At 68.3% G+C, this 26,202-nt stretch carries 23 protein-coding genes and 2 rRNA genes (1 of these 25 only partly in view); 12 read left to right on the top strand and 13 right to left on the bottom strand.

The features are described 5' to 3' along the window. The 3 genes from BHS09_RS37720 to BHS09_RS37705 all read left to right on the top strand — a co-directional run. Positions 1 to 2,240 (top strand): 23S ribosomal RNA (locus BHS09_RS37720); it begins 723 nt to the left of the window's first position. Positions 2,241 to 2,400: 160 nt separating this feature from the next. After that, positions 2,401 to 2,517, top strand: a 5S ribosomal RNA gene (gene rrf / locus BHS09_RS37715). A 390-nt stretch (positions 2,518 to 2,907) separates the two neighbouring features. After that, positions 2,908 to 3,351 (top strand): hypothetical protein, encoded by a 444-nt coding sequence (locus tag BHS09_RS37705; protein ID WP_026114287.1) that lies wholly within the window; start codon positions 2,908 to 2,910, stop codon positions 3,349 to 3,351. A 3-nt stretch (positions 3,352 to 3,354) separates the two neighbouring features. Here the strand turns inward: BHS09_RS37705 and BHS09_RS37700 are convergent, their stop codons facing one another. After that, entirely contained in the window at positions 3,355 to 3,555 is a 201-nt protein-coding gene (locus BHS09_RS37700) for a SlyX family protein (protein ID WP_002640911.1), read from the bottom strand. Between the two features lie 70 nt (positions 3,556 to 3,625). On the opposite strand from BHS09_RS37700, the gene BHS09_RS37695 reads away from it, so the two are divergent. Next, positions 3,626 to 3,928, top strand: a complete 303-nt coding sequence (locus tag BHS09_RS37695) for a hypothetical protein (RefSeq protein ID WP_140796154.1) — start codon at positions 3,626 to 3,628, stop codon at positions 3,926 to 3,928. A gap of 18 nt (positions 3,929 to 3,946) precedes the next feature. Here the strand turns inward: BHS09_RS37695 and BHS09_RS37690 are convergent, their stop codons facing one another. From BHS09_RS37690 to BHS09_RS37680, 3 genes are all read right to left on the bottom strand, one after another. Further along, positions 3,947 to 4,903 (bottom strand): tetratricopeptide repeat protein, encoded by a 957-nt coding sequence (locus BHS09_RS37690; RefSeq protein ID WP_174260624.1) that lies wholly within the window; start codon positions 4,901 to 4,903, stop codon positions 3,947 to 3,949. Between the two features lie 47 nt (positions 4,904 to 4,950). Further along, entirely contained in the window at positions 4,951 to 5,295 is a 345-nt protein-coding gene (locus tag BHS09_RS40150; protein WP_140796152.1) for a putative signal transducing protein, read from the bottom strand. A gap of 118 nt (positions 5,296 to 5,413) precedes the next feature. After that, positions 5,414 to 5,839: a hypothetical protein gene (locus BHS09_RS37680; protein ID WP_140796151.1), complete on the bottom strand. Its 426-nt coding sequence runs from the start codon at positions 5,837 to 5,839 to the stop codon at positions 5,414 to 5,416. Positions 5,840 to 6,050: 211 nt separating this feature from the next. Here BHS09_RS37680 and BHS09_RS37675 point away from each other — a divergent pair, with 211 nt between their 5' ends. Continuing rightward, positions 6,051 to 6,278: a hypothetical protein gene (locus BHS09_RS37675; protein ID WP_140796150.1), complete on the top strand. Its 228-nt coding sequence runs from the start codon at positions 6,051 to 6,053 to the stop codon at positions 6,276 to 6,278. A 111-nt stretch (positions 6,279 to 6,389) separates the two neighbouring features. Here BHS09_RS37675 and BHS09_RS37670 read toward each other — a convergent pair whose 3' ends face one another. The 4 genes from BHS09_RS37670 to BHS09_RS37655 all read right to left on the bottom strand — a co-directional run bounded on the left by BHS09_RS37670 (position 6,390) and on the right by BHS09_RS37655 (position 11,154). Further along, on the bottom strand, positions 6,390 to 7,229 hold the full coding sequence (locus tag BHS09_RS37670; RefSeq protein WP_140800497.1) for a hypothetical protein: 840 nt from the start codon (positions 7,227 to 7,229) through the stop codon (positions 6,390 to 6,392). Beyond that, positions 7,226 to 7,984, bottom strand: a complete 759-nt coding sequence (locus BHS09_RS37665) for a hypothetical protein (RefSeq protein ID WP_140800496.1) — start codon at positions 7,982 to 7,984, stop codon at positions 7,226 to 7,228. Before BHS09_RS37665 ends, BHS09_RS37670 begins: the two co-directional genes overlap by 4 nt. Then, the gene (locus tag BHS09_RS37660; RefSeq protein WP_335929646.1) at positions 7,981 to 10,221 is read right to left on the bottom strand and encodes a TonB-dependent receptor; all 2,241 of its coding nucleotides are present in this window, start codon (positions 10,219 to 10,221) and stop codon (positions 7,981 to 7,983) included. The genes BHS09_RS37665 and BHS09_RS37660 overlap by 4 nt, the downstream gene beginning before the upstream one ends. A gap of 519 nt (positions 10,222 to 10,740) precedes the next feature. Beyond that, positions 10,741 to 11,154, bottom strand: coding sequence for a hypothetical protein (locus tag BHS09_RS37655; protein WP_237080076.1), 414 nt, complete (start codon positions 11,152 to 11,154; stop codon positions 10,741 to 10,743). Between the two features lie 186 nt (positions 11,155 to 11,340). Here BHS09_RS37655 and glpD point away from each other — a divergent pair, with 186 nt between their 5' ends. Together glpD and BHS09_RS37645 are read left to right on the top strand one after the other, a co-directional pair. Beyond that, positions 11,341 to 13,038, top strand: a complete 1,698-nt coding sequence (glpD, locus tag BHS09_RS37650) for a glycerol-3-phosphate dehydrogenase (protein WP_140800495.1) — start codon at positions 11,341 to 11,343, stop codon at positions 13,036 to 13,038. Between the two features lie 234 nt (positions 13,039 to 13,272). Continuing rightward, positions 13,273 to 15,078, top strand: coding sequence for a S8 family serine peptidase (locus tag BHS09_RS37645; protein WP_140800494.1), 1,806 nt, complete (start codon positions 13,273 to 13,275; stop codon positions 15,076 to 15,078). 16 nt (positions 15,079 to 15,094) lie between these two features. Here BHS09_RS37645 and BHS09_RS37640 read toward each other — a convergent pair whose 3' ends face one another. Both BHS09_RS37640 and BHS09_RS37635 read right to left on the bottom strand, forming a co-directional pair. After that, entirely contained in the window at positions 15,095 to 15,583 is a 489-nt protein-coding gene (locus BHS09_RS37640; protein ID WP_140800493.1) for an anti-sigma factor family protein, read from the bottom strand. Continuing rightward, a complete protein-coding gene (locus BHS09_RS37635; RefSeq protein WP_090495643.1) occupies positions 15,580 to 16,194 on the bottom strand; it encodes an RNA polymerase sigma factor in 615 nt (204 codons plus the stop codon). Before BHS09_RS37635 ends, BHS09_RS37640 begins: the two co-directional genes overlap by 4 nt. 159 nt (positions 16,195 to 16,353) lie before the next feature. Here BHS09_RS37635 and BHS09_RS37630 point away from each other — a divergent pair, with 159 nt between their 5' ends. Next, positions 16,354 to 17,604, top strand: a complete 1,251-nt coding sequence (locus tag BHS09_RS37630) for an acyltransferase family protein (protein WP_140800492.1) — start codon at positions 16,354 to 16,356, stop codon at positions 17,602 to 17,604. A gap of 54 nt (positions 17,605 to 17,658) precedes the next feature. Here the strand turns inward: BHS09_RS37630 and BHS09_RS37625 are convergent, their stop codons facing one another. Both BHS09_RS37625 and BHS09_RS37620 read right to left on the bottom strand, forming a co-directional pair. Then, positions 17,659 to 17,952 (bottom strand): FruA-associating protein, FapA, encoded by a 294-nt coding sequence (locus tag BHS09_RS37625; RefSeq protein WP_090495641.1) that lies wholly within the window; start codon positions 17,950 to 17,952, stop codon positions 17,659 to 17,661. Positions 17,953 to 18,129: 177 nt separating this feature from the next. Then, on the bottom strand, positions 18,130 to 19,179 hold the full coding sequence (locus BHS09_RS37620) for an NAD(P)-dependent alcohol dehydrogenase (protein WP_140800491.1): 1,050 nt from the start codon (positions 19,177 to 19,179) through the stop codon (positions 18,130 to 18,132). Between the two features lie 118 nt (positions 19,180 to 19,297). Here BHS09_RS37620 and BHS09_RS37615 point away from each other — a divergent pair, with 118 nt between their 5' ends. After that, complete coding sequence (locus tag BHS09_RS37615; protein WP_140800490.1) at positions 19,298 to 20,203, top strand: LysR family transcriptional regulator; 906 nt, start codon at positions 19,298 to 19,300, stop codon at positions 20,201 to 20,203. 15 nt (positions 20,204 to 20,218) lie between these two features. Here the strand turns inward: BHS09_RS37615 and BHS09_RS37610 are convergent, their stop codons facing one another. Then, positions 20,219 to 22,291 (bottom strand): BTAD domain-containing putative transcriptional regulator, encoded by a 2,073-nt coding sequence (locus BHS09_RS37610; protein ID WP_140796141.1) that lies wholly within the window; start codon positions 22,289 to 22,291, stop codon positions 20,219 to 20,221. Positions 22,292 to 22,519: 228 nt separating this feature from the next. Between BHS09_RS37610 and mhpA the strand changes: the two genes are divergently transcribed. The 3 genes from mhpA (at position 22,520) to BHS09_RS37595 (ending at position 26,202) form a co-directional block, all read left to right on the top strand. Then, on the top strand, positions 22,520 to 24,100 hold the full coding sequence (mhpA, locus tag BHS09_RS37605) for a bifunctional 3-(3-hydroxy-phenyl)propionate/3-hydroxycinnamic acid hydroxylase MhpA (protein WP_140800489.1): 1,581 nt from the start codon (positions 22,520 to 22,522) through the stop codon (positions 24,098 to 24,100). 87 nt (positions 24,101 to 24,187) lie between these two features. Continuing rightward, positions 24,188 to 24,589: a BlaI/MecI/CopY family transcriptional regulator gene (locus BHS09_RS37600; protein WP_140796139.1), complete on the top strand. Its 402-nt coding sequence runs from the start codon at positions 24,188 to 24,190 to the stop codon at positions 24,587 to 24,589. After that, on the top strand, positions 24,586 to 26,202 hold the full coding sequence (locus tag BHS09_RS37595; RefSeq protein WP_140800488.1) for a transglycosylase SLT domain-containing protein: 1,617 nt from the start codon (positions 24,586 to 24,588) through the stop codon (positions 26,200 to 26,202). Before BHS09_RS37600 ends, BHS09_RS37595 begins: the two co-directional genes overlap by 4 nt.

Below are 26,202 nucleotides of genomic sequence, written 5' to 3'. Positions count from 1 at the left end.
CCGAAGCGGGGTGATCTACACATGGCCAGGTTGAAGTGCGGGTAACACCGCATGGAGGACCGAACTCGTGAAAGTTGAAAATTTCTGAGATGAGCTGTGTGTAGGGGTGAAAGGCCAATCAAACTCCGTGATAGCTGGTTCTCCCCGAAAGATATTTAGGTATCGGCTCGGGCAATTCAATGCCGGAGGTAGAGCACTGGAACGGCTAGGGGTCTCACCAGATTACCAAACCGTACCAAACTCCGAATGCCGGCAATTGTTATCCCGGGACGCAGTCAGTGGGTGATAACGTCCATTGGCAAGAGGGGAATAACCCAGACCGACAGCTAAGGCCCCCAAATCTAGTCTAAGTGAACACTAGAAAGGATGTGGCAGGTCATTGACAACCAGGAGGTTGGCTTAGAAGCAGCCATCCTTTAAAGAAAGCGTAATAGCTCACTGGTCAAGACAGGCCGCGCCGAAAATGTAACGGGGCTCAAGACTAGTGCCGAAGCTTCGGGTCACACGTAAAGCGTGTGGCGGTAGGGGAGCGTCCCAGTTGCAGCGAAGGTCGACTGAAAAGGCGGCTGGAGCGACTGGGAGTGCTGATGCCGAAATGAGTAGCGATAAAGGGGGTGAGAAACCCCCTCGCCGTAAGCCCAAGGTTTCCTGGGTCAAGTTAATCTTCCCAGGGTTAGTCGGAACCTAAGCCGAGGCCGAAAGGCGTAGGTGATGGAAAGCGGGTTAATATTCCTGCACCATCTTGTGAGCGTTGAACTAAGGGAGGACGGAGAAAGCTAGGCGAGCTGACCGGTGGTTGTGTCAGTCTAAAGGTGTAGGGGTGTCGCGTACGAATAAAGGCGCGGCAGTTATCCCCGAGACTCCATGGCGCCCCGTAAGGGGTAAGTCGCTGATGCTCTGCTTCCAAGAAAAGTCCCGTAGGGAGCTTGCAGGGTGTCCGTACCGTAAACCGACACAGGTGGGCGAGGAGAAAATCCTAAGGCGCTTGAGAGAACTCTCCTCCAAGGAACTAGGCAAATTTCCACCGTAACTTCGGAAGAAGGTGGGCCTCTGGTAGGTGAAGGCGTACAGCCGGAGCTGAGAGAGGTTGCAGAGAAATGGCGGTAGCGACTGTTTACCAAAAACACAGGACTCTGCGAAGGCGACAAGCCGACGTATAGGGTCTGACTCCTGCCCGGTGCTGGAAGGTTAAGGGGATTCGTCAGCCGCAAGGTGAAGCGATGATCCGAAGCCCCAGTAAACGGCGGCCGTAACTATAACGGTCCTAAGGTAGCGAAATTCCTTGTCGGGTAAGTTCCGACCTGCACGAATGGAGTAACGACTTCCGCGCTGTCTCGGAGAGGGACTCAGCGAAATTGAAATAGCTGTGCCGATGCAGTTTACCCGCAGCAAGACGGAAAGACCCCGTGAACCTTTACTATAACTTGACAGTGACACTAGGGATTGACTGTGTAGGATAGGTGGGAGCCTTTGAAGCCGGGCCGCTAGGTTCGGTGGAGGCAACGGTGAAATACCACCCTGTTGATTTCTGGTGTCTAACCATGTCCCGTCAGCCGGGATTGGGACACTGTCTGGTGGGTAGTTTGACTGGGGCGGTCGCCTCCCAAAAAGTAACGGAGGCGCGCGATGGTTCCCTCAGCCCGATTGGAAACCGGGCGTCGAGTGCAATGGCATAAGGGAGCTTGACTGCGAGACGGACACGTCGAGCAGGTGCGAAAGCAGGTCATAGTGATCCGGTGGTCCTGAATGGAAGGGCCATCGCTCAACGGATAAAAGGTACTCCGGGGATAACAGGCTTATCTCCCCCAAGAGTTCACATCGACGGGGAGGTTTGGCACCTCGATGTCGGCTCATCGCATCCTGGGGCTGGAGCAGGTCCCAAGGGTTTGGCTGTTCGCCAATTAAAGCGGTACGCGAGCTGGGTTCAAAACGTCGTGAGACAGTTTGGTCCCTATCTGCTGTGGGCGTAGGATACTTGAGAGGCTCTGACCTTAGTACGAGAGGACCGGGTTGGAGGCACCGCTGGTGTACCAGTTGTCTCGCCAGAGGCATCGCTGGGTAGCCATGTGCCGATTGGATAACCGCTGAAAGCATCTAAGCGGGAAACCGACCTCAAGACCAGGTATCCCGGGCGCAAGCCCCTGAAGACCCGTCGAAGACTACGACGTTGATAGGCCGGGTGTGTAAGCGTGGTAACACGTTCAGCTAACCGGTACTAATTGGTCGTGAGGCTTACTTTCCCCATTCTCTTGCATGCCCCCTCAAGGGGAGTAAGGGACTCGGGGCCAAGGCCGAGGCTCGAGTGCTTCACGCACTCGCCTGGAAGACTGAAATACGCACAGCGAGACTTCGCTTAGTAGAAATTCGAAACTTACCCTTTGTATGCACTGTCGCTTGTTTTCCGGTGGCTATGTCGGAGGGGTCCCACCCGTTCCCATCCCGAACACGGAAGTTAAGCCCTCCAGAGCCGATGGTACTTCGCGGGAAACCGCGCGGGAGAGTAGGTCGCTGCCGGATTCTTTTTGAGAAACCCCCGGTGTCCCTCGTGGACACCGGGGGTTTTCTGTTTTGGGCGTCTTGGGTTTTCGGCGCCTCACCGCGGGCGTTGGGCCAGGCGCCGCGTGCGCAGCCGGCGCACGCCCCCCACCGCCAGCAGGGCCGCCGTGGTGGCCAGCACCAGCAGGTGCTCGGCCCGCGCTGCTCCTGTCACGACGCCAACCGGTTCCATAGCTGCGACGCGGATACTTGAGTCGCGCGTCGTATTGCAGTGAACGCCCTTCGTCCGCTGAGAGTCGCTGCCTTCCGCTACGACTGCCTTTGACGATTTGGACCTCCGTGTGGCTGGCATCGACGCGCTCGGCTTGGTTGAGTGTGGGCTCCCCCGCTGTGTTGAGAGGAGCCTCTCGAATGAAGCTGCTTCGTCCTTGCCTTGGCGCGCTGCTCGCGGCCGGCCTCTTCCTCGTTCCCACGAACTCCGAGGCTGCGGTCCGTGTCGGGCTTGGGGCTGACTATTGGATTGATGACAGCGCGGTCTTCAACTTCACGCTGGGCGTTGAGACGCCGCTCGCGGGGCCGCTGTCTGTTGGGGCTCGGTTCGGTGCAATGCTCATCACCGAGGGCAACGACATCGGTGTTCCGTTGGACCTGGTCCTGCGTGCGAACCTCGCCAAGTCCGGCGTCTACATCGAAGGCATGGTCGGTCCCTGGCTCGTGTTTGGCCGTGGCGACACTTTCCGGGCGCACGCCGCGTTTGGCTTTGGCCTTCAGGGCAAGGCCGCGAGCATCGGCCTCGAGGTGGGCTACCTGGAGCCCAACCCGACCATTGGTCTGCGGCTCGGCTACAAGTTCTGAGCCTCAGTAATGCGGTGGACGCTCGTCATGACGGGCGTCCACCAGGCCGGGCTCGGCTTCCAGCTTCTGCTTGAGCCGGTCCACCTCTGCTCGTAGCTGGTCGATGACCTTCTGTTGTTCGTACAGCACGCCGCTGAGCTCCTGCAGCAGTTCCTGCTGGTGCATGTATCGGATTTCCAGCTCGGCGATTCGCTTCTCGTCCATGGGCACCCACCCATATCTATCCCGGCGAGGCGGCCTGCGTCCCCACCTGGTTGAACCTTGCTCTCTGCGCATGAACGTCGACGAACACATCCAGCGTGCTCGTGAGCTGCTCGCCCGGAACCAGCCCGAGATGGCCGAGTCCGCTCTCAGCGACGCCATTGATGCCGCTGTCGCCGCCGAGGACATCGTCCTGCTAACGCGGGCTCGCTTCGCCCTGGGGGAGCTGCTCTTCCAGCAAGCGCGCGATGCGGAGGCGGTTCCCTACCTGCAGGCCGTCGTGCGCACCGAGCGCGTCGATGGAGCCGTGGACGTCGAGGTGAAGGCCTCCGCCCGCATGCTCCGACAGATCCGCGGCATCGAGCCTCGGGAGTAGGTCTCCGGCCCCTTCGCGTCAGGGGATGCTGCAGGACTTCCGAATCAGCTCCGGCTGGCCGGAAAAGCGCCGCTCAAGGTCCATTCGCGTGAGCCGGGCATCGTCGATGCGCCGCTCCTTGACCTGAATCGCGCAGAGGGCCGCCATCGCCTTGGGGTCTGCCCGGTCCAGCCGGTCCGCCTGGCGCAAAGCCTCTTCCGCGGTGGCCACCTTGCCCAGCCGATGCCAGGCGAGCCCGAGCTCGAAGAAGCCCATGCTGAGCTTCGGGTCTTCGGCCACCGCCGCGCGAAAGAGCTCCACCGCTTCGGCGTCGTGCCCTTCCCGGCTGTGCACCCGGCCTAGTTCCACCAGGAGCCTGGCATGCGGCAGGCGCCCTTCAAGCTTTCGGAGGACGGCCAGCGCCTCTTCGCCCCGCTTCGCCGCGCTCAGCAGGTGGACGTAACGCAGTCCGACCAGCGGGTCGCCGGGCGCCTTTCCATGCGCCCGCCCCATCGACTCGGCCGCGCCCACGACGTCCCCGTCCTTCTCTTGAAGCTCCGCTCGGAGCAGGTCCGGCCGTGCGTCTCGTGGGGCCAGCGTCTCTGCTCGTGACAGGGCCGTGCTCACACACCGGCTCATCCGCTCGACGTCGCAGATTCTCGCCAGCAGGAGCTGGGTTTCGACCTCCTGGGGATTGCGGCGTTCCGCCTCCAGGGCCAGCGCATGAGCGTCATCTGGCGCCCCATCCAGCAGCAGCGTCGCGGCCTCTCTCAGCTCCGCCGGCGTGGCCGTGGCGTCGTCCTTCAGGGGCCGCAGGAAAGGGACACGCTGCGACACGCTCGACATGGCCCGTGCGATGGACAGCTGCTGCTCGGGCATGTTCCTGGGGAGGAAGAGTGGAATGAGGTGGATGAGCGTCACGACGGTGCACACGATGAGCAGGCTTCGGGTCCCCCGGCTCAGCCTGCGGCGACGCGCTCCCTCTGCTTCCTGCACTTCCGATTCTCCTGGAGGCGCGCTCCGCCTCACCCTGCATCCAGCTACTACACTGCCCGCAGTCTTGGACGTAGCCCCGAGGGCAGCTCCAGGCCACAGCTCCAACACAGCTCGAAGTTGCCGGGGTTCTCTTCGCGGCACCGTGGACACTCCACCGACCGCTCGGCCTGCTCTTGATTCTCCTGGAGCTCCGCCAGGAGGCCTTTCGCGTGCTCAAGGTCTCGCGGGTCCACCCACAACTCTATCCAGGTCTCCGCGCTCGGAATCTCGCCGCTCAAAGGGGCAAGGGCTTCTCCGCGTACCTCTACTGACACTCCCATGGCTTCCAGCGCACCCGCCAGAAGCCGTGCTTCTCCCACCGTGCGATGCACGGACAACTGCACGCGCCTCATGCTCCTGTCTTCACAGAAGCCGAGCTCGCCAGCAACCCCGGCTACGGGCTCGCTCCCGCCCGCCCGATGAGCGGCTTGCCTGGACGACGGGCGGCACGAGGCGTCGGGCCCTGAGGCGCTACTGCTCTTCTTCGCGCAACTGGTGCGGCAGCACCGCGTGTGCGTGGCGCGGAGCCCGGGCATGCAGCTCGGTCGTCAGCAGCCGGTCCAGTTCCTCGAGCAGGGTGTCGTAGAGGGGGCCAGCGCCCTGGGCTGGAAGTCGCTCGGCCGCGACGCGCACGCGAGGAGACTCTTCGTCCTCGAACGCGAGCGTCACCGCGAGACCGTCCGGCCCACCTGCCTGCGGAACCATGACGACGGGGGCCGGGGCGCGGCTGGCTTGTTCGAAGAGCGGGCCCAGGCGCTGTACTTCCGCTCCCGTGAGGTCGCGCTCGCTGACCACCTCACCCTGCTCCAGCACCTTCAGGTGCTTCATGCCTTCCAGCCGGAGCGCCTGTGCGCCCGTGTTCGTTCGCCCACTGCGCTCGTACGTGACCGTCCTCACGCCGCGTCACCTCCTTGGGCACGAGGTAGGCACCCTTGCTCGTCGCCGCATCCGGCAAAGCGGCGGCTCGCGCATTCCGTGTCCGGCTCCGCGCGATGTCGTGTGCTTCCCGACACCGGACGAACACCTCCGCACGAGTGTCTCCACCTGGGCCGCTTCCTAGTTTCAGGCCTCCCCGGCACTTTCGCTTGGGGACTCCCGAGGTAGGTCCATGAGCAAGGACAGCGGCAAGAACCAGAACGACCAGCGCGCCAACTCCAAGAATCCCAACAACCCCGCGCACAAGGCGTCGCAGGACAACCGCTCCAACCAAATGAACCCCAACAGCCCTCGGCAGTCGGGCAACAACCCGAATGGCGGGAGCAATAACAGCGGGAACAACCCGGCGGGGGGTAACTCCGCGGCGAACTCGTCTGGCTCCTCGCACAACAAGAGCTGAGCCTTGAAGGCTCCAGGCCCGGGGAGGGTCGGCCCCGGGCCTGGGGGCTCATGCTGGCGCGGTGGCCGGCCGTTCGTGCCCGTGCCACCGCGCCAGCATCCCACCGCGTGGTCAGCGCGCCCGGGGCTCGCACTCACCTTCGCCGCGGTAGTGCCCCAGGTTGCGCGTCAGCGCCGTGACGAAGTCGCGCAGCGTCTGCACGTTGCCCACGCCACCCGTGCCGTACTGCCCCGACGGCAGCTCCGTCAGGTCCACCGCCGCCAGTTCCTCGAGCGTCACCTCTCCGTCGGGACCCGCGATGCCCAGGTTGTCCGCGGCGGCCAGCGCGTCGAAGCGCATCTGCGCGTCCGGCGACTGCAGGTCATCGAAGAAGAGGTGGTCGCCGTGGATGGTGAGCTGCACCGTCTCCTCGCCGTCCTTGGGCACCGTCACACCTTCGCCCAGGCCCGGGCTCTTGCAGTGCTCGTAGACGGTGTTGGTGGTGAAGCCCCAGGCAAAGCGCTTGGTCGTCGTACTCTTGGTCGCCGTGCCCTCCATGTAGACGGAGTAGCCGCCGTCCTTCATCCGCGTGACGTCCGCGGCATCCGCGTTGCCCGCGACTGCGTTGGCGTTGGGCGCGATGGCGAAGCTGACGTGGTCCCACTCCTGCGCCGGCACGTCGCGGAACGTCTCCACCACCACCGGGCCGGGCTTGTGCACGTCGAATACCCGCGCCTGCGTCATCTCGATGGCGGTCTCGTCGTGGTTGCCGACCTTCACCTCGCCGAGCACCACGAGGAACTTGCTGAAGCGCACCGTCCAGCCGTCCACGATGCCGTCCTCGTCACCCACGGCCGCGGGAATCTCCTTCTCGATGTAGTCCTCGCCGTAGGTGGTGAACGTCACCGTGCCCGCGCCGTCACTGCACGCCATCAGTCCCAGACAGGAAAGCCCCAGCATCCACTTCTTCATTGCGCAGCTCCTTCCACCCACGTCACGACGTAGGCAGTGGTGTCTTCCACGCCGCGCACCAGCGCGTTCTGCGCCTGGCTGTCGGCGGGGAAGGTGTAGACGCCGTCCGCGTCCGAATCGGTCGCGGTGGCGAAGTCAATGCGGCCCAGCCACGTCCCCAGCTTCACGGCGATGCGCACACGGCCCGCCTCCATCCCCAGCGACTTCTCGAAGCGCACGCCCTCAATGGGCTTGGGCAGGCTTGTCAGCGCGTCGAAGCGCCGCTCGACGCCCTCCGCGTTGCGCGCCGTGCCGCGAACGCGCATCGCCTGTCCGCTCAGCACGCCCTGGGCGTCGGTGGCCTGCGTGGGGGCCGTCAGCGTCAGCTCCAGGGAGCCGTACTCGCCGGTCACCGCGCTCGCGTCGCCCAGCGTGGCGCCGGTGAGCAGGTCCACGGTGCGGGTGGTCAGCACCTCGGCCAGCGCGTCGCCTGGTGAGTAGTGTCCGGGGTGCGCATGGGCCGTGCCGCCGATGAGCGTGTACCAGTCGAAGCGGCGGGCCGTCAGCGCGCGGCCTTCGAAGAAGCGCACCGGGCCCACGGAGAGGTGCGCGGACTCCACCGTCACCGTCCAGCCTCGCTCGTTGGCGCCCGACATGGGCGTGGAAGTCACCTCCACGGGAAACGTGCGCCGCTCGGCTTCGCTGCCACAGCCGCTCAGGACCGTGGCCGCGGCGGCCAGGGCCAGCGCGCCGGTGAGGATGTGTCTGCGATTCATAGGTGGACCTCCAGGGAAAGCGAGGCCATCCGAGGCGACCCCGCGGTGAAATGTCTTGCCGGGACGAGGCTCGCCGCGGCGGCAGGGTCGAAGCGCGAGCCGTAGACGAACTCGCCATCCCTCCAGCGCGCGTCGAGCAGGTTCGAGACCTCCAGCCTCAGCCCCAGCTCGCCCCGGCGGATGGCGACGTGCGCATCCGCGAGGAACACGGTGGCGCTGCGCTCGCTGAAGGGCAGCGGGCGTGGACCGATGAAGGTGAGCCCCGTGCCCAGCGACAGCGTGCTACCGCCGAACCCCGTCCAGGTCAGCGGGCCGTCCCAGCCCACGTCGGCGCGCGCGACGAAGGGCGCGAAGTAGGGCAGCAGTGTGTCCGAGGCTCGCACGTAGGCGTGGGCGAACGTGGCGCTGACCGAGGTGACGAGCCCTGACAGTGGACGGGCCTGGAGCGCGGCGGAGACGCCCGAGCGCAGCGTCTGGCCCGTGTACACAGTCGTGCCCACGGTGTGGTCGAAGAAGAAGTCGTTGTCCACCTGCGAGCCGAAGAGGCTGAGCTGCAGGGCCCAGTGCTCGCCGTCCTTGCGCGAGCCCAGCTCCGCGCCTCGGATGGAGACGAAGGGGGCGCGCTCGCCCTCCGAGAGGCTGCGTGCCTGCGGCGAGCGGAAGCCGTCACCGTAGCTGGCGAACAGGCGCCAGGCGTCCGCGTCATCTCCCAGCGCGTACTCCACGCCTGCCTTCGCGCCCAGGTGGACGCCGAAGGCACTGCGCGAATAGCCCTGTCCGTCGTAGTAGCGCGGGTCCCGGAAGGCGAGCGCGTCGAAGACCTCCACACCCAACGCGTCCGCGCGCCCCCCCAACCGGAAGCTCCAGCGGCCCAGCGGCATGCGGGCCTCGGCCCAGCCCCAGACGTCTGTCTGGGTGAAGGCCGCGTCAATCTCGTCGGAGAAGAAGGTGCCGTCGGATTCGCGGTAGCGCCGCTGCGTCTGCTCCACGCTGTCTCGCCGTGCGCCCAATCCAAGTTCCAGCGCGACCGGGCGACCGAAGGCCGTCACGGACCTCCGATGCTCGGCGCGGGCGCCCAGCGTGGTGGCGTTGTTCGTCTGCTCCAGGCCGTCACCGCGCTCGTCGACACGGAAACCAGTGAAGTTGTTGCGCAGCCGCAGGTCCGAGAGGATGCCGAAGACCTCCAGCTTCGTGCGCCCGTTCCCCGTGCGCGGCAGGTCCACGCCGAGCAGCAATTGGTGCCGTGACACCGAACCGCCCTGGCGGCCCAGGGCGGCGGAGAAGAAATCGCTGCGGCCCGAAAGCAGGTCGTCCTCGCGCACCACGCCCGGAGAGTCGAAGCGCGTGACGTAGCTGCCTCCGAGTGCGCGGACCGTCAGCCCATCTCCGAGTGTCGCATTGGCCTGCGCGAGGAGAGAGGCGCGGCCGTAGCCCCGCTGCGCGCCGAAGCCTCTGCCTTCACCCAGTTCCACCGCGGCGAAGGTTCCCGCGTCTTCTCCCGGCCGCACTGTTGCCACGAGCCGGCGCTGGCCGTACTGGCCCAGCGTGCCAGAGAGCTGGACGCCGGGCTCGGCGACGCCCAGGTCCATGCGGACCGTTCCCGCGACGGCGAAGTCACCCTGCGCGGCGCGGTAGGAACCTTCCGTCACTTCGAGCGCCTGCACGACCTCTGGAATGACGAAGTTGATGTCCGCGTAGCCCAGCGCGTGGATGTGGCTCACCTCGTTCACTGGCAGGCCGCCGACGTCGAGTTCCACGTCCTGGCCGTGCAGTGCGTCGAAGCCTCGGAGGAAGAGCTGCTGGGCCTTGCCCTCTCCGCTGTGTTGCGAGGCCACGAGGCCAGGGACGGCTCGCAGGAGGTCCACCGCGTTCCTGCGTGGCGCCGCGTCCAGGATGTCCCGGCCCAGCGTCACCTCGGACGCGCTTTGCGCGGGACGCGCGCCGCGCACCACCGTGGACTTTGACGGCGGCTCCTTGGCCTCGAGAGCGGATGCGCTGGTGAGGGACGCCTCCTGCTCCGAAGGGAGAGGACGAGGGCCTGCCTCCGACGAGACTTCGTCGGCGGTTTGGGCGATGGAGTGAGGGGGGGATGCTTCCTTGGGAAGCTGTCCGGGCTCGTTGGCTGGGGATGTGTCCGCTTCCGCCGGAGAGTTCACGGACGTGATGGCGCTGGCTGCGGGTGGGTGGGGTGGCTGCGCGACCGTGCTCGTGGGCTGGATGGCCTTGGATGGCTGCACGGCGGGAAGTTCCGCGGCTCCGTGTCGCGTCGCTTCTGGTGCACGCGTCTGCGTGTTCGGCGCGGCAGGCAGTTGGGCCGTCAAATTGGCTTGGGGCGTACGGGCGGCGGATTCGCCAGCGGACGCTGCGGACTGGGCTTGTGCTGACCAGCCAGATGCCTGGCGCTCCGTGCTGACAGAGGGCGGCACGTCGTCATGTGCGCTCGTGCCCGTGACTGCCGCGGCCTTGGACGCGGGAGGTGGCTCTCGTGCCGCATCTGGCGGACGGTTCGAGGGCGATAGGGCGAGGACACACGACGACATTGCGGCAACGAGGAGCACGGGCACGTACGGGCACACGGCGGCGCAGGCCCCTTGCTGGGGCGTCTTGCGCACGCTCGGACTTCGCGCGGCGCACGACGCCTCAGGGAGTGACCCCACCGGGACGGGTTTAGAAGTGAGTCAGCGAGCAGGACACACGGACCCATGCGTGCCCCGCACGCGTGGCTCCCTGCGTTGGCTGCGCAAGGATGATGACGGCTACGGGCCCTGGGGCATCGCCGTCGGGCGCACCGCGGAGCCGGGGGCCCTCGTGGGGCCTCGCTGGAGCTCCGCCAACCACGACACCTCACGCACGCGCGGCAGCTTCATCACCGCCCAGGCCAGCGCGACCGCCTGCAGGTGCTCCACGGAGCCCGTCAGGTGCTCGTGCCCGCTTTTCCGCTCACCGTCGGGTGCGGGTTCCCCCGCGCCCTCGTCGCCACGGTGTGCGTGCTCGTTCCTCGCACCGTGCGCGTGGGCGTGCCCGTGCGGGTGTGAATGGGCATGGGGGTGGTGATGACCACCATCGCCGTGCTCCACCACCGCGTGCAGCACCGGCGCCACCACGAGCCCGTACACCAGGACCATCAGTCCCAGGCAGGCCAGGTCGCGTCGGTCGTGGGGGTTCAACAAGGCCGTGGAGCCCGGGGTGAGGGGAGGGTCGGCCGCCTCCTATCTGTCTTCATCCGGACGCGCAAGGCACCGTCCCCCCTCGGATGGGTGCCTCGCGGACACATGTAGCCTCGCTCCGTGTAGCGCGCTTGACGCAGCGCATTGGTTTCCGCTGCCCTCGCCGGCCAACGTCGCTACACTTATGCCGTGCGTTCTGAATCCGTCGCGCTCAGCCGTGTTGTCTCCGAAGCAGATGTGCCCCCGCCTCCGTCCCGCGCAGCACGCCTGCGGGCCCTGGCCACGGAGACCTTCGACGTCCTCATCATCGGGGGCGGTGTCACCGGCGCGGGCTCGGCGCGGGATGCCGCGCTCCGGGGCCTCAAGGTGGCGCTCGTCGAGCGTGATGACTTCGCCAGTGGCACCTCCAGCCGCTCGTCCCGGCTCATCCACGGCGGCCTCCGCTACCTGGAGCACGGCCACCTGGGCCTCGTCTTCGAATCCAGCATCGAGCGCCAACGCCTGCTGCGGCTCGCCCCGCACCTGGTGCGTCCGCTCGCCTTCATCTGGCCCGTGTACGCGGGTGCCCGCGTGCCCCGCTGGAAGCTCAACGCGGGCCTCATGCTCTACGACGCCCTCTCCCTCTTCCGGAACGTGAAGGGCTACCGGCGGCTCAGCGCCCGGCAGGTCCACGCGGCCGAGCCCGGCCTGCGCACCGACCACCTCAAGGGCGGCGCCCGCTACTACGACGCGGCCACGGACGACGCGCGCCTCACCCTGGCCAATGCCGTGGGCGCGTCCGAGGCGGGGGCCGTCGTCCTCAACCACGCGTCCGTGAAGGGGCTCGTCCTGGAGCAGGGACAAGCGCACGGCGCGACGGTGGTGGACCACCTCACCGGCGAGGAAGTCACCGTGCGCGCACGGGTCATCGTCAACGCCACCGGCCCGTGGAGTGATGAGATTCGCCGGCTGGATGCGCCGAATGGGACGAGCCCGGCCGTGCGCGGCAGCAAGGGTGTCCACCTCGCCGTGCCGCGCGAGCGCATCAACCACCGCGACGCCTTCACGCTGCTGTCCCCCAAGGACGGCCGGGTGATGTTCGTGCTGCCCGCCGACAACTTCACCATCATCGGCACCACGGAAACGTCCACGCGCGCGCACCCCGCGGAGGTCCGCGCCAGCGAGTCCGACGTGGCCTACCTGCTGGAGTCCGCCAACGCCTTCTTCCCCGAGGCGCGCCTCACTCGCGCGGACGTGGTGAGCGCGTGGGCCGGCATCCGTCCCTTGGTGGCCAGCGGCTACCACGGCACGCAGGCCGACGCGGGCAGTGCCAGCCGCGAGCACGCCATCGACGTGAGCCCCTCCGGCGTGCTCGCCATCAGCGGTGGCAAGCTCACCACCTATCGCGTCATGGCGCGCGACGTGGTGGACGCCGTGGAGCGACGCTTGGGCCAGCCCCGTCGCCGCTCGCCCACGGATGCGTTGCCCCTGCCGGGTGGAGACATCCGCGCGCTGGACGCCGAGTTCGCCGCGGCTCGCGCCGAGGTAGGGGACGACGCCACGGCCGTCCACCTGGTGCGCGCCTATGGCAGCCGCTGGCGCCGCGTGTGGGCCCTGACGCGAGAGGACGCCACGTTGTCCCGGCCGCTCGCCGAGGGGCTTCCCTATCGGGCCGCCGAGGCCGCCTGGGGTGTCACCCACGAACTGGTGCACACCCTGTCGGACCTGCTCATCCGCCGCCTCAAGGTGGCGTTCGAGACGCGCGACCAGGGGCACGCGGCCGCGCGTGTGGCGGCCGAGGTCATGGCGCCCCGGCTGGGCTGGGACGCCGCGGAGACGCAGCGGCAGCTGGACGTCTATGCCGCCGATGCGCTCCGCCTTTTTGGCGTGGATCCGGCCGAGGCGTGAAAGGGCGGACGCTCCCCCTCAGTGGAGCGTTCGCTGGCTCACGGCCGCACCCATCGGCTGCTTGCCCAGCACGTCCTGCCACGAACAGGGGCGCGAGCGGCCGATTCGCTGACGTGGTTAACTTGCGCTCCGGGAACGGAAGCAGGTGTCCTTCCGTTCATGCGCGTCCCTGGAAATCCATCAGCCGCGCCGTGACGTACGACGCCTGCTGGACGGGCACTCGAGGAGCGTGAAATGAAGCGTTGCGTCTGGCTGGGTCTGGTCGGGGGGCTGATGGCATGTGGCTCGGAGCAGGAGCCCAAGGCGTGCCCCGGTACCGAGGGGATGTCCCAGTTGCCGACGGTGGTGTCCGCGGCGCGAAGCGAGGCGGCCCTGACGGACGATGGCACGGAGGACGTCATCATCGCCTTCCGGCAGCGCGTCTTCGCCTCCGCGCAGGCCAACACGGATGCTTTCGCCAACGAGGTGACGCGCGCTGGAGGCCAGGTGAAGCAGCGCGTCCCGTCGCTGAACATGCTGTCCGCCCGGGTATCTCCCGAGGCGCGCGCGGCGCTCGCCCGGAATCCGGACGTGGTGTCGGTGTCGCCCAACCGTCCGGTGTACGCGCTCGGCATGTCGCGGCCACCGCTGCCCGCGCAGTCGTGGCTGGGCGCGGAGCCGCGGCCGCCCCCCAACACCGTGGGCTCCGTGGGGGAGTACACCGAGGGCCTGAAGATGGTGCAGGCCAACCTGGTCTGGGACGCCGACAACGACGGGGCTCTTGACCCGGGCCGGCCTTCAGGCACGGGCATCAAGGTGTGCGTCATCGACAGTGGTTGGGACAACCGCCACCCGGAGCTGCAGGCCGCCTTCATCGGGGGCAAGGACTTCATCAGCGGGTCCGCCAACTCGCTGGCGCTGGACGCGCAGGTCGACTCGAAGGGCAACGTGCTGCTGTGGGGCGGCGGACACGGCACGCACACCGCGGCCACCATCGCCGCGCAGCTGGGCGGGGGCGGCCGGGTGCGGCTGGGCGAGGACCCCAACGGCACGGTGGGCGTGGCCCCCACCGCGTCGCTGCTCATCGCGCGGGTGCTGAACGAGCGCGGCACGGGTGACACCGTGAATGTCATCGCCGCGCTTCAGTGGTGCCAGGAGCAGGGGGCGAACATCGTGTCGCTGTCGCTGGGCGCCGGGTCGAAAAGCGATGCCGAGGAGCTGGCCTTCAATCAGGCCAAGGCGAATGGCGTGCTGGCCATCGCGGCGACGGGCAACTCCGGCGCGGGCGAGGTGGCCTTCCCGGCCAGGTACGACTCCGTGGTGGGCGTGGGAGCGGTGACCTTCGCAGAGGAGTGGGCCAGCTTCTCCCAGTACGGCCTGGGCATCAATCTGGTGGCCCCCGGCGTGGGCGTGTTGAGCGCCACCATCATCGGCGGGGCGCCGTATGGCGAGGTGGCCGCGAGCAGCCAGCAGTTCGTGTCCAACCCCCTGGAGTTCTCGGCCGTGGGCGCCTATTCGGGGCGGCTGGTGAACTGCGGCCTGGGCAGCAGCGTCTCCGACTGTGGAGAGGCCGCCACCTGTGATGGCTTCGTCGCCTACGTGGACCGCGGCGGCGGCATCCTCTTCGAGGAGAAGGTGCGCAACGCCATCCGTGCCGGAGCGAAGGCCGTCATCATCGGCAACCACACCGCGGAGGAGGGCACGGGCAACTTCACCCTCAACGGGCCGTCCAAGCTGTGGGTGCCCACCGTCTCCGTGTCCTTGGAGTCGGCCAACGTACTCCGCGAGCTCATGGGACAGGACGTGACGTTGGACGTCTCCGGCCTGGACTACACGCTGCAGACGGGCACCTCCATGTCGACACCGCACGTGGCCGGGGTGGCGGCGTTGGTGTGGAGCGTGAATCCCCAGCGGCTCAATGCGGAGATGGTGCGCGACGCCCTGCTCAATACGGCCAGGGATTTGGGGCCGACCGGGTGGGATCCGAACTACGGCAACGGCCTGGTGCAGGCGGTGGAGGCCATCGACTATGCCGAGAGCCGGCTGCCTCCGGCGCCGTAGGTCACCGCGGCCGGCGTCAGCGCAGGGTTATCAAGGGGGAGGCCACCAGGCACGCCCCCACCAGGGCTTCCAGCGCCGCCACGGCTTCCCGTGAAGGGTCGTCACACCAGTCGACGGTCCGGGTGGCGGTGGTGCGCGCGTCGTTCCGGGACCAGGGCTCGTCGGCGCTTGGGAGGCGCGTCACCTGGAGCGTGGTGATGCTCACGAAGGCCACCGACGCCAGGGCGGCGGTCAGCATCTTCCCCCAGTGCATCCAGCTGACCTTCGGGGCGGCGGGCACCACGGGCTTTCGCAGCCGGGACTCCAACGCGGCGAAGTCCAGGGCGGGCCGCGCCGGCATGCGCCGCGCTCGCTGCGCCATCCACCCCCGCTCCGCGCGCAGCCAACTCAGCGCGTGCTGACAGGCGGGGCAGGCCTGGGTGTGAGCGCAGACGCGCGCGGCGTCCTCGGGGGAGAGTTCGTCGGCCAGCAGCGCGTCCAGTTCGGTTTCGCGACAAGCGCTCATGAGTGGCCTCCAACGTGTGCGGCCAGGTGCTCGCGCAGTTGGAGCCGCGCGCGGTGGATTTCGTTCTTCACCTTCTGGAGCGACCAGCCCATCACCGCTGAAATCTCCTCGTAGGGCAGGCCGTGGTCGATGCGCAGCAGCAGCGCCGCGCGCCGGTCCTCGCGCAGCGTCCCCAGCGCGCCCGCCAGCAGTCCTTCCAGTTCCCGGTCCAGGAGCAGGTCCTCTGGCGTGGGCGTGGGCAGCACCGCCTCCACCTGGCTGCCATGGACTTCATCGTCCATGTCCACGTGGACGCCCCGGTGCCGCAGTGACTCCAGGTACACGTGCCGGGCGATGCCCAGCAGCCACGCGCCCAGCCGGTCCTCGTCGCGAAGCGCGCCCAGCCGCGCGTGGGCGCGGACGAAGGTCTCCTGCGTGGCTTCGTCCGCCGCGGCCTCGTCGCGCAGCAAATCCTTCAAGAAGCGCCACACCCCCGCGGCGTGCCGTTCGAACAACCAGCGGAAGGCCGCGGGGTCACCCGTGCGCGCCCGGCGCAGCAGCGTCCGCTCCCGGTCCGTGTCGGACGGGGGCGCACCTGCTAGCACCATTTTCATCGCGGAAAGGAGGGCCACGGCACGAAGGTGTCACGAGCGGCCCGGGAGTTTCACGCGCGCGTGCATTTTTCCCGCGCATGGCTGCCTGGTGGCAGGACGGACACCCCGCATCGCAATCCCACGCACGCCGGGTGGTGGTCTTGTTGAATGACAGTCGTTGTTGGTAAGAGAACTTTCATGTCCTTGAACTCTGGCCGTGTGGATGCACCCACGGCGCACGCTCCGCGCCTGCAGGGCCACCTGCCCGTGCTGGACGGTGTGCGAGGCCTCGCCGTCCTGCTGGTGGTGTTCTTCCACACGACCCACCTGAGCGACCAGAGCGTGGCGGGACGCGTGACGTGGTGGCTGGCCGGCGCCGGATGGACGGGCGTGGACCTGTTCTTCGTCCTCTCCGGCTTCCTCATCACCGGCATCCTCTGGGAGGCGAAGGGGCAGCCGTACTTCTTCCGCAACTTCTACATGCGCCGCTTCCTGCGCATCTTCCCGCTCTACTACCTGGCGTTGGCGGTGTCGTTCCTGGTGCTGCCGTCGCTGGCGGGCCGGCTGGGCCTGGACGAGCGCATCACCACCGACGGCGCCGTCTGGTACCTGCTGTACCTCTCCAACTTCTACCAGCTGTGGGTGGACACCACGCACCCCATCCTCGGCGTGGTGTGGTCGCTGGCCATCGAGGAGCAGTTCTACATCGTCTGGCCCTTCCTCATCGCCGCGGTGTCGTACCGGGGCGCCATCCGGTTGTGCCTGGGCACCATCGCCATGGCCATCCTGGTGCGCGTGGGGCTCACGCTGTACGGGGCCAGCATCGAGAGCACCTACGTGGTGACGTTCTGCCGCGTGGACTCGCTGGCGATGGGCGGCCTGCTCGCGATGGCGCTGCGCCACCCGGAAGGGCTGGGCCTGAAGGCGTTCCCGTGGATGCGCTGGGCGGCCTGGGCCTCGGTGCCGGTGGTGCTCGCGCTGGTGGTGCTGCCGGTGGGCCCCACCTTCGAGCTGGTGAAGCGCACGGGCGGCTACACCGCCATCGCCGTGCTCTACGCCGTGTGCGTGTACAAGGCGGTGGCCGTCTCCAAGGGCCACGTCCTGCACCGCTTCCTCACGACGCGGCTGCTGCTCACCTTCGGCAAGTACAGCTACGCCATCTACCTCATCCACTCGCCGCTGGACGCCATCCTGCGCCGCACGGTGCTGAAGACGCCGCTGAAGACGGTGGCGGGCTCGGACATGCCCATGCAGTTGGTGTTCTACGTGGTGGCCGCGGGGCTCTCGCTGGGGCTCGCGCTGGTGAGCTGGAACCTCTTCGAGAAGCACATGCTGAAGCTCAAGGACCACTTCCCCTACGGCCAGCGCCCCGCTCCGGCGCCGCTGACGGCGCCGCTGACGGAGGGCGCCCAGGCCGAAAGGCCAGAGGCTCCCGCCCGGGTGGCGTAACGTCCGCTGGGGTGCCCGGCGCCACGGTCCGGCGCCAGGGCTCCCGGCTCGTCGTCAATCACGGCGCATGGAGAAGGCTTCCGCGACGCGCAGGGCCCACGTCTCCGCCGAGTCGAGCTCCGCGCGGGCGCTGGCATAACGGTCCAGTCCGGCCTCCGAGCCGTCCCGCGCGAAGATGGCGTCGTGCAGCTCCTTCTGTGCACGGCTGAGCCAATGGCTCGCCTTCTGGCGAAGCTGGGCTGCCTTCTGGGGCGTGGGGGCGGCGAGCGCCGGATCCAGCAGCTCTTGCTCCTCGGGGTACGGGGACGTCACCTTCACGAAACCGGCCTGCGCAATCGTCGTAGTCATGCTCTGAGAATTCGCACCGAACGGCGAGCAGGCACCTGACCAGTGGGGCAGGACGATGTGCAATGGCGTGCACTGTCCTGCCCTCCAAGGCCGGTGGGCGGGGCGCGACTTCGAGCCGGGGCAGTCGTTGCCTGGCGGCTGTTGTCCCGCGAGGTGGGAGCCGGAGCTCCCGGGCGGCTACTTCCGCAGACTCGCGAGGTCGATGACGAACCGGTACTTCACGTCTCCCTTCAGCAGCCGCTCATAGGCGTCGTTCACCTGCTGGATGGAAATCAGCTCGATGTCGGAGACGATGTTGTGCTTGCCGCAGAAGTCTATCATTTCCTGTGTTTCCTGGATACCCCCAATCATCGAGCCCGAGAAGCTCCGCCGCATGGGGATGAGGGAGAAGGGGCGGACGTCGAGCGACTTCTCCGGGGCGCCGACGAGGACCAGGTGGCCGTCCCGGCGCAGCAGCCGCAGGTACGCGTTGAGGTCGTGCTGCGCGGAGACGGTGTCGAGGATGAAGTCGAACCTGCCCGTCTGCGCGGCCATCTCCTCCTTGTTCGAGGACACCACGACGGCGTCCGCGCCCAGGCGCGCGGCGTCCTGCTTCTTGCGGTCGGTGTGGCTGAAGACGGTGACGTGAGCGCCCATAGCCTTGGCCAGCTTCACGCCCATGTGACCCAGCCCGCCCAGGCCCACCACGCCCACGCGCTGACCCGGTTGCACCTTCCAGTGCCGCAGCGGCGAGTACGTGGTGATGCCGGCGCACAGCAGCGGCGCGGCGGCGGCCGGGTCCAGGTTCTCCGGAATCCTCAGCGTGAAGGCCTCGTCCACGACGATGGCCTCGCTGTAGCCGCCCTGAGTTGCCGTCCGCCCGTCCTTCTCCTTGCCGTTGTACGTCTGGATGTTGCCCTTGTCGCAGTACTGCTCCAGGCCTTCCTGGCAGCTGGGGCAGGTGCGGCAGGAGTCGACCATGCAGCCGACGCCCGCCATGTCTCCGACCTTGACCTTCTTGACCTGGTCCCCCACGCGGACCACGCGGCCGATGATTTCGTGGCCGGGCACCATGGGGAACAGGGAGCCGCCCCATTCGTCGCGCGCCTGGTGCAGGTCGGAGTGGCAGACGCCGCAGTAGAGGATTTCAATCTGCACGTCGCTGGGGCCGGGCTCGCGGCGCTCGAACTGGAACGGGGCGAGGGGGGACTTCGCGTCCTGGGCGGCGTAGCCGCGAACGGGAATCATGAGGGGTGCTCTCCTGGCGCTTGAAGTGTTGTCACTGCTCGGCGGAACGGAATATGCGCCCGCTCTCGCTCGCGCGAAACAGGTGAAATCGGGACGCGCTGGTTAGGAAATCTTCACAATGGCCTTCACGCCGCTCAACGCCCTGAATGCCTTCCTGGTGGTAGGCCGCAAGCGCAGCTTCGCCGCGGCAGCCACGGAGTTGGGCGTGTCCGCGTCCGCGCTGAGCCAGTCAGTCCGGCAGCTGGAGACGCGGCTGGGCGTGGTGCTGCTCACCCGCACCACGCGCAGTGTGTCCCTCACGGACGCGGGCCGCCGCCTGCTGGAGTCCGCCGGGCCGCCGGTGGAGCAGGCGCTCGATGCCCTGAAGACGGCCACCGCCCAGCCGGGCGAGGTGTCTGGTTCGGTGCGTCTCACCGTGCCCACCGTCGCCGTCACGCCCGTGGTGACGCCCATCCTGGCGCGCTTCCTCCAGCTCCATCCGCGCGTGGAGGTGGACCTGCGCGTGGAGGACCGGCTGGTGGACGTGGTGGCGGAGGGGCTGGATGCCGGCATCCGCATGTCGGAAGCGCTGGAGCGCGACATGGTGCAGGTGCGCCTGTCGGGCGGCTTCCGCTTCGTCGTGGTGGGCGCGCCCGCGTACCTCGAGCGGCGGGGCACGCCCGAGCGGCCCAGGGATTTGCTAGCGCACGACTGTCTCTGCATCCGCTCCGAGACGACGGGCTCCATCTACCAGTGGGAGCTGGAGCGCGGGCAGCGCAGCTGGCGCGTGCCGGTGCGCGGGCCGTTCGTCAGCGCGCATTGGAAGGCGCACGTGGGGCTGGCGGAAGCGGGCCTGGGGCTCGCCTACGTGTTCGAGCCGTCCGTGGAGGCGGAGCTGGCGCGCGGCACCTTGCGCCTGGTGTTGGAGCCCTACGCGGCGCGTGTGGAGGGTTTCTTCCTCTACTTCCCCAGCCGCGCGCAGGTGTCGCCCGCCTTCCGCGCCTTCCTGGACGTGGCGCGCGAGGTGACGGCGGCACCTCGCTGAGCCGAGCCGGCCCAGCTACGCGGTGGGGATGTTGCGCACGCGGCCCCGCACGAGCGCCGCTTCGTCGGCGTGGCCCGTCTCGTCCAGCAGCGCGGCGGCGCGGTGATAGAGCAGGGCGGCCTCCAGGTGGCGCAGGGCGGCGGCCTCCGCGTTGGCGGCGGAGACGAGGAAGGGAGCCGCGCGGCGTGGCTCGTGGCCGTCCAGCCAGTGCTGGGCCACGACGACGGGCGCGGCGCCGCGCTGCTCCAGGGCCACGGCGAGCCGGCGGTGGAGCAGCGTGCCCAGCGCGCCGGGGATGCCCTGGCGCACCACCTCGAAGAGCAAGTCATTGGTGAAGCGCTCGCCCCTCAGAATCTGCGCGCCTTCCAGCTCCGCCACATGCGTGACGAGCGCCAGCGGGTTCATCTCCAGCACCTCGCTGGCCAGCTCCAGCGTGAAGTCCGTCTTCGCCAGCGCCGCCAGCCGGGCCACCAGCAGCGCGGAGGGGGACAGCCGCTCCAGCCGCTGCTGGATGAGCTGCTGGCCCCGGCCGGAGGCGGGGACGTGTTCGGGCCAGCCGCGTTCCAGGCCGCCGGTCTCCAGCAGGTACTTCAGTGTCTCGGTGATGAAGAGCGGGTTGCCACCGGTGTGCCGCGTCACGTCCTGCACCAGCTTCTCCGCGCCGGGAAGCTCCAGGCTCTGGAGCAGCGCGCCCACCGCAGCGGAGCCCAGGGGCTGCAACTCCACCAGGATGGCCAGCCCCGCGGTCACCAATTGCTGGACGAAGACGGTGGCCTGGGGCGACAGCTCATCCGTCCGGTAGGTGTCGATGAAGCGCGGGAAACGGCCGCCGGGCTCGGGCGCGTGGCGGCGCGACAGCATCAGCACCGCGAACTCCGCGGTGGCGCTGTCCATGAACTGGAGGTCGTCGGCCACCATGGCGTCCATGCTGGCCGCGAGCTGGTAGACGAGCTGGCACTGCGCTTCCAGGAAGCGGCTGCGGTCGGCCTCGTCCGCCATGGGCGGGGGCAGGCCTTCCTGCCCGGCCTGGTCCGGCAGCAGGCGCGCCAGCTCGCGCCGCACCCAGCTCGGCAGGTTTGGATCGGGAACCCGGGCCAGCATCTGCCGCACCAGCCGCACGTGCGAGGAGTATGGCACGCTCTGTTCGCCGGGCCGCGCCTCCAGCAGCAGGTAGCTGCCCCGCGACGCCGCGAAGTCATGGGCCAGGCGCGTCTTGCCCACGCCCGGCTCGCCAGAGATGAAGATGGTCTGCCCCGCCTCCCAGGCGGCCTCCATCCTCGCCCACTCGCGCTCGCGGCCCACCAGGACGGGTGGCCGGAGCACGGACAGGGGCAGCCGGCTCGTGGGTGGGGGCACCTGCTTGGGGGCGGGCGGGCCCCGCTCGATTTCGCGCGCCAGGGCCACCGTCTGCGGCAGCGGCGTGGTGTCCAGCTCCTCGCGCAGCAGGCGGCGGCACCGCTCGAAGGCGTTGAGCGCGGCCATTCGGTCGCCCGCCACGTAGTGCAGCCGCATCAGCCGGCGCCACGCTTCTTCCGAATACGGGTCCATGGTGAGGAGCTGCTCCACGAGCGCCAGCGCACCCGTCAGGTCCCCCCGCTTCTCCCGCGACTCCGACTCCGCCACGGCGGCCCGGCGGCGAAGCTTGTCCAATCGCTCACGCGCGCCTTCCAACCATGTTTGGAATTCCGAGCAATCTTCGTATTCCAGGGCGCCCAGGAGCACGCCATCCAGCATGAGGGCTTCCGAGAATCGCCCCGCGAGCACGTGGGCCTGGAGTTCGGCGGCGTCCGAGACAACGCCCTCACACAGCGAGAGGACGTCGGTGCCTTGCACCAGCTCCGAGCCGCAGGCGAGCCGCAGCCGGCGCAGCAGCTGTCGCATGTTGTTGCGCGCGGTCGTCTCCCCGGACTCTGCCCACAGGAGTCCGGCCAGGCGGTACTTCGGGTGAGGGCCTTCCAATGCCAGCCATGCGAGGACGCCCGCGGTCCGCCGCTCCAGCGGGATGCGTGTGTCGCCGACCCGGAGCCGGGCTTCGCCCAAGAGTTCCAGGTGAAAGCGTTGTGTATTTACCAGGCCGTCGGCTGCCATGTCCTCCGGGATTCCTCGCATGGGCGGGGCCCTAAGGTAACACGTCCGCCGAAAACCTCCGTCACGGGTAGGGATTGCCCCAGTAGTGACAATTTTTGCGTGTGGTTTTTCCGTCACACGGCAGCTCGCCGCTCTGAGCGGATGCTGATCCAGACTTCCGTACCCGTCACACCGTGGTCACACCTGATTCGTTATTAAAAATGCCAGACATTGCCCCGGGAGGCATCCATGGGTTGTGACAGTCAGCAGACGGACACGCAGGTGGACGTCATCATCAGCGGGTGTGGTCCGGTGGGAGCGTTGACGGGCAACCTGCTGGGTCTCATGGGTGTACGCACCTTGCTGCTGGAGCGGGACGTGACGCCGCACGGCGAGCCCCGGGCCTTTTCGTGCGACGACGAAGGCCTGCGCATCTACCAGTCCACCGGACTGTTGGATTTGCTGCAAAGCAACATGCGGGAAAGCCGTTTCGCGGAGTACGTGGGCGGCACGGGCAAGCGCTTCGCGGAGATTCACACCGGCGAGACGGACTTCGGCTTCGGCCACACGCCGCTGTGGTTCTTCCACCAGCCGCTGCTGGAGGGCGCGCTGCGCGACGGGCTCAACCGCTTCGAGCACGTGGAGCTGCGCAAGGGCGTGAGCGTGGAGGCCGTGGTGCAGGACTCCGACGGGGTGACGGTGCGCTACCGCGATTCGCTCACCGGGGAGCAGCGCTCCATCCGCGCGAAGTACCTGCTGGCGTGTGACGGGGCGCGCAGCACCGTGCGCAAGGTGATGGGAATCCCGATGTCGGGACGGGCCTACGGCGAGCCTTGGCTGGCGGTGTCCGGCACCGTGGTGGACGGGGAGGCGCCGGAAATCTGCCGCTTCGTGTGCGACCCGAAGCGTCCGGCCTTCGTGGCCACCGGCGCGGTGAATCAGATTCGCTGGGAGTTCATGATGATGCCCGGCGAGACGCGCGAGCAGTTGGAGAAGTCGGAGACCATCGCCGAGCTCATCGCGCCGTACGTGGACCCCAAGCGGGTGCGCATCGAGCGGGCGCAGGTCTACACCTTCCACTGCCTCAACGCGGCGCGTTGGCGCCAGGGCAACGTCTTCCTGCTGGGCGACGCGGCGCACACCATGCCGCCTTTCATGGGCCAGGGCCTGGTGTCGGGGATGCGGGATGCGTCCAACCTGGCGTGGAAGCTGAAACGCGTGCTGCACGGGCAGTCCTCCGCGTCGCTGCTGGACACCTATGAGCAGGAGCGCCGGCCGCACGTGGAGGCGGTGCAGAAGCTGTGTGTCCGGGTGGGGCACCTGTTCCTGGCGCGCAACCCCTTGGTGGCCTCCGCGCGTGACGCGCTGATGCGCACCCTTCAGCGCATCCCCCGGGTGCGCAAGTTCATCGAGGGCTTCGAGTTCAAGGAGGCCCCGGCGCACGCGAGCGGCTACTACTTCGGCGACAAGGGCGAGTACTTCATCCAGCCGCGCGTGAAGCTGCCGTCGGGTGAGGAGGTCCTGTTGGACGACACCCTGGGCAATGAGTTCACGGTGCTGTGCCGGGGCAACGCGCCGTCGGCGGAGCTGGAGGCGGCGCGTGAGCTGGCCGAGTCGCTGGGGGGCCGGATGCTGACGTTCCATCCTCCGGCGGAGGCCGTGGACGGCGCCGAGGAGGACGCGCCCACCTTGGTGGACGTCACCGGAAAGCTGGCGGACTGGTTCTCCAAGCGCGCCGCGGACGTGGTGGTGCTGCGGCCGGACCGGTTCGTCTACGGCGCGGTGCAGTCGCGGCGCCTGCCGGAGCTGCGGGAGGCGCTCGGTGTGTAGGGCCGGGTGCTCCGCCGGTGGAGAACTAAATGGTTAGTTGATTTGAAACTAAGTCCTTAGTAGTTTGCGCGTCACGGAGGTTCGCTCGTGACTCGCAAGCCTGAGCCCGAAGTGGCTCCACGGCCGTTGACGCCGGTGGAGCTGGAGTTGATGCACATCGTCTGGCGCCTCGGTGAGGTGAGTGTGGCGGACGTGCTCGCCGCGCTGCCGCCGGAGCGCGCGCTGGCGTACACGTCCGTCTCCACGGTGCTGCGCATCCTGGAGCAGAAGGGCGTGGTGGAGAGCCGCAAGCAGGGCCGTGGCCACCTGTACTCGGCGGTGTTGCCGCGCGACGCCTATGAGGCGCAGAGCGTGCGCCACCTGGTGGAGACGGTGTTTGACGGCACGCCTTCCGCGCTGGTGGCGCGGCTGGTGGAGGCGGTGCCCCTGTCCGCCTCGGATGTGGACCAGCTCCGCAAGCTGCTCGACGCGAAGGGCCGCAAGCCGTGAGCGCCGTGCTGCGTGAGCTCGCGTCGCTCTATCTGACGCAGGCGCTGCTGCTCGCCGTGGCGCCGCCGCTGGCATGGCTGGCGTTGGCGCTGCTGGCATGGTTGGGGCGTCCCTTGTCGGCGCGGCAGTCCTTGAAGGTTGCGCGCGGCGTGTTGCTGCTCACGCTGGTGCTGCCGTTGTTGGCCGCGGCCGTGCACGCGCTGGTTCCCACCGGGCCCCGCTTCACCTTCGAGCGTTCCGTGGCGCGCCACGCGGGACGGCTGCCCGCGCCCTTGTGGGAGCCGCGTCCGGTGGCGGAGCCTGCGCGGGCTCGGGAGTCCGCGCCCGCGCTGCCTCCCGTGCTGCCCGCGGCGGCGCTGGCGCTCTTGGTGGGAGGAGGCGCCTTCATCGCGCGGGCGCTCGTGCGGCACGCGCGCATGCTGCGCCAGTTGGAGTCGCTGCCCCGCGTGCGCGGCGTGGGGCGTGTCGCCGTGGTGCTGGGCGAGGTGGGCATGCCGGCCTTCTCCGCGTGGTTTCCTCGCGCCGGGCGTCAGCCCTCCGCGTGGGTGGTGGTGCCGCCCGCGCTGCTGGAGGACGCGGAGTCCTTCCGGCTGACGGTGCTTCACGAGCTTCAGCACCACCGTCAGCGCGACACACACCGGGCCTTCGCGCGGCTCGTCCTCACGGGCGCCTTCTTCTGGCATCCGGGCGCATATGCCCTGTCCCGGTGGATGGCCTCGCTGCAGGAGCTGGCGTGTGACGAAGCGCTGGTGGCCAGTGGCCGGGCCCCGGCGCAGGCCTACGCGCGGTGTCTGCTCCAGGCGGCCTTGTCGGTGCGGCCCGAGTCCTCCCTTCCCGCCGGTGTCACCGGCATGTCCCACCCCACCACCCGGAGAATCCAGATGCTCTTCCAGCCTCGTCCCGCCCGTGCCCAGGGTGTTTCCGCGCTCCTGGCCGCGCTGTGTCTCGTCCTGGTGCCGCTCGCGGCGCTGTCACAAGGCGTGGCGCAGGGCCGCGCGGTGACGCTCGCGGAGGCGCAGGCGCTCGCCCGGTCCAGCCAGCCGGAGGGAGATTTGCCGGTGGTGGTGGACGCGCATGTGTTGGCTCGGCTCAACACGCTCACCGGTTCGGAGAAGGGACGCGCGTTCATGAAGCGCGCACTGGCCAACCTGGTGACGCAGCGGGAGGCGCTCTCCGCGCCGCTACGTGACAAGGGCCTGCCCGAGGGACTGTTGGCAGTGGCCGTCGTCGAATCCGCGGCGACGAACATGCCGGAGACGGATGGCCGGCCCTCGCTGGCACCGGGCATGCGTGGCGCGGGCGTGTGGATGTTCATCCCGGAGACGGCGCGGCGCTACGGGCTGGAGGTGAGCGACGCGCGGGACGAGCGGCTGGACGTGGCGCGTGAAACGGAGGCCGCCGCCTCGCTGCTGTCGGACCTGCACGCGCGCTATGGCGACTGGCGGCTGGCGCTCACCGCGTACAACCAGGGGGCGAAGAAGGTGGATGCGGCGCTGGTCGCGGGCGGAAGCCGGGATGCCACGGTGCTCGTCGACGCCGGGCATCTCAACGACTACGCCGCCACCGTGCAGGCGGGGTTGCTCATCCTGCGCAACCCGCACCTGCTGGACTGA

The sequence above is a fragment of the Myxococcus xanthus genome (assembly GCF_006402735.1).
In the GTDB taxonomy this organism is placed as follows: Bacteria; Myxococcota; Myxococcia; order Myxococcales; family Myxococcaceae; genus Myxococcus; species Myxococcus xanthus_A.
Note: the sequence above shows the minus strand (reverse complement) of the source record. Positions and strands in the feature narration are given on the sequence as shown.

What these genes read in the sequence shown, in the direction of transcription:
- BHS09_RS37630 (WP_140800492.1), top strand. Translation starts at nt 16,354, where the DNA reads ATGTCCTTGAACTCTGGCCGTGTGGATGCACCCACGGCGCACGCTCCG.
- BHS09_RS37700 (WP_002640911.1), bottom strand. Translation starts at nt 3,555, where the DNA reads ATGGACGAGAAGCGAATCGCCGAGCTGGAAATCCGATACATGCACCAG.
- BHS09_RS37675 (WP_140796150.1), top strand. Translation starts at nt 6,051, where the DNA reads ATGAGCAAGGACAGCGGCAAGAACCAGAACGACCAGCGCGCCAACTCC.
- BHS09_RS37625 (WP_090495641.1), bottom strand. Translation starts at nt 17,952, where the DNA reads ATGACTACGACGATTGCGCAGGCCGGTTTCGTGAAGGTGACGTCCCCG.
- BHS09_RS37705 (WP_026114287.1), top strand. Translation starts at nt 2,908, where the DNA reads ATGAAGCTGCTTCGTCCTTGCCTTGGCGCGCTGCTCGCGGCCGGCCTC.
- BHS09_RS40150 (WP_140796152.1), bottom strand. Translation starts at nt 5,295, where the DNA reads ATGAGGCGCGTGCAGTTGTCCGTGCATCGCACGGTGGGAGAAGCACGG.
- BHS09_RS37645 (WP_140800494.1), top strand. Translation starts at nt 13,273, where the DNA reads ATGAAGCGTTGCGTCTGGCTGGGTCTGGTCGGGGGGCTGATGGCATGT.
- BHS09_RS37620 (WP_140800491.1), bottom strand. Translation starts at nt 19,179, where the DNA reads ATGATTCCCGTTCGCGGCTACGCCGCCCAGGACGCGAAGTCCCCCCTC.
- BHS09_RS37665 (WP_140800496.1), bottom strand. Translation starts at nt 7,984, where the DNA reads ATGAATCGCAGACACATCCTCACCGGCGCGCTGGCCCTGGCCGCCGCG.
- BHS09_RS37670 (WP_140800497.1), bottom strand. Translation starts at nt 7,229, where the DNA reads ATGAAGAAGTGGATGCTGGGGCTTTCCTGTCTGGGACTGATGGCGTGC.
- BHS09_RS37695 (WP_140796154.1), top strand. Translation starts at nt 3,626, where the DNA reads ATGAACGTCGACGAACACATCCAGCGTGCTCGTGAGCTGCTCGCCCGG.
- BHS09_RS37610 (WP_140796141.1), bottom strand. Translation starts at nt 22,291, where the DNA reads ATGGCAGCCGACGGCCTGGTAAATACACAACGCTTTCACCTGGAACTC.
- BHS09_RS37615 (WP_140800490.1), top strand. Translation starts at nt 19,298, where the DNA reads ATGGCCTTCACGCCGCTCAACGCCCTGAATGCCTTCCTGGTGGTAGGC.
- BHS09_RS37640 (WP_140800493.1), bottom strand. Translation starts at nt 15,583, where the DNA reads ATGAGCGCTTGTCGCGAAACCGAACTGGACGCGCTGCTGGCCGACGAA.
- mhpA (WP_140800489.1), top strand. Translation starts at nt 22,520, where the DNA reads ATGGGTTGTGACAGTCAGCAGACGGACACGCAGGTGGACGTCATCATC.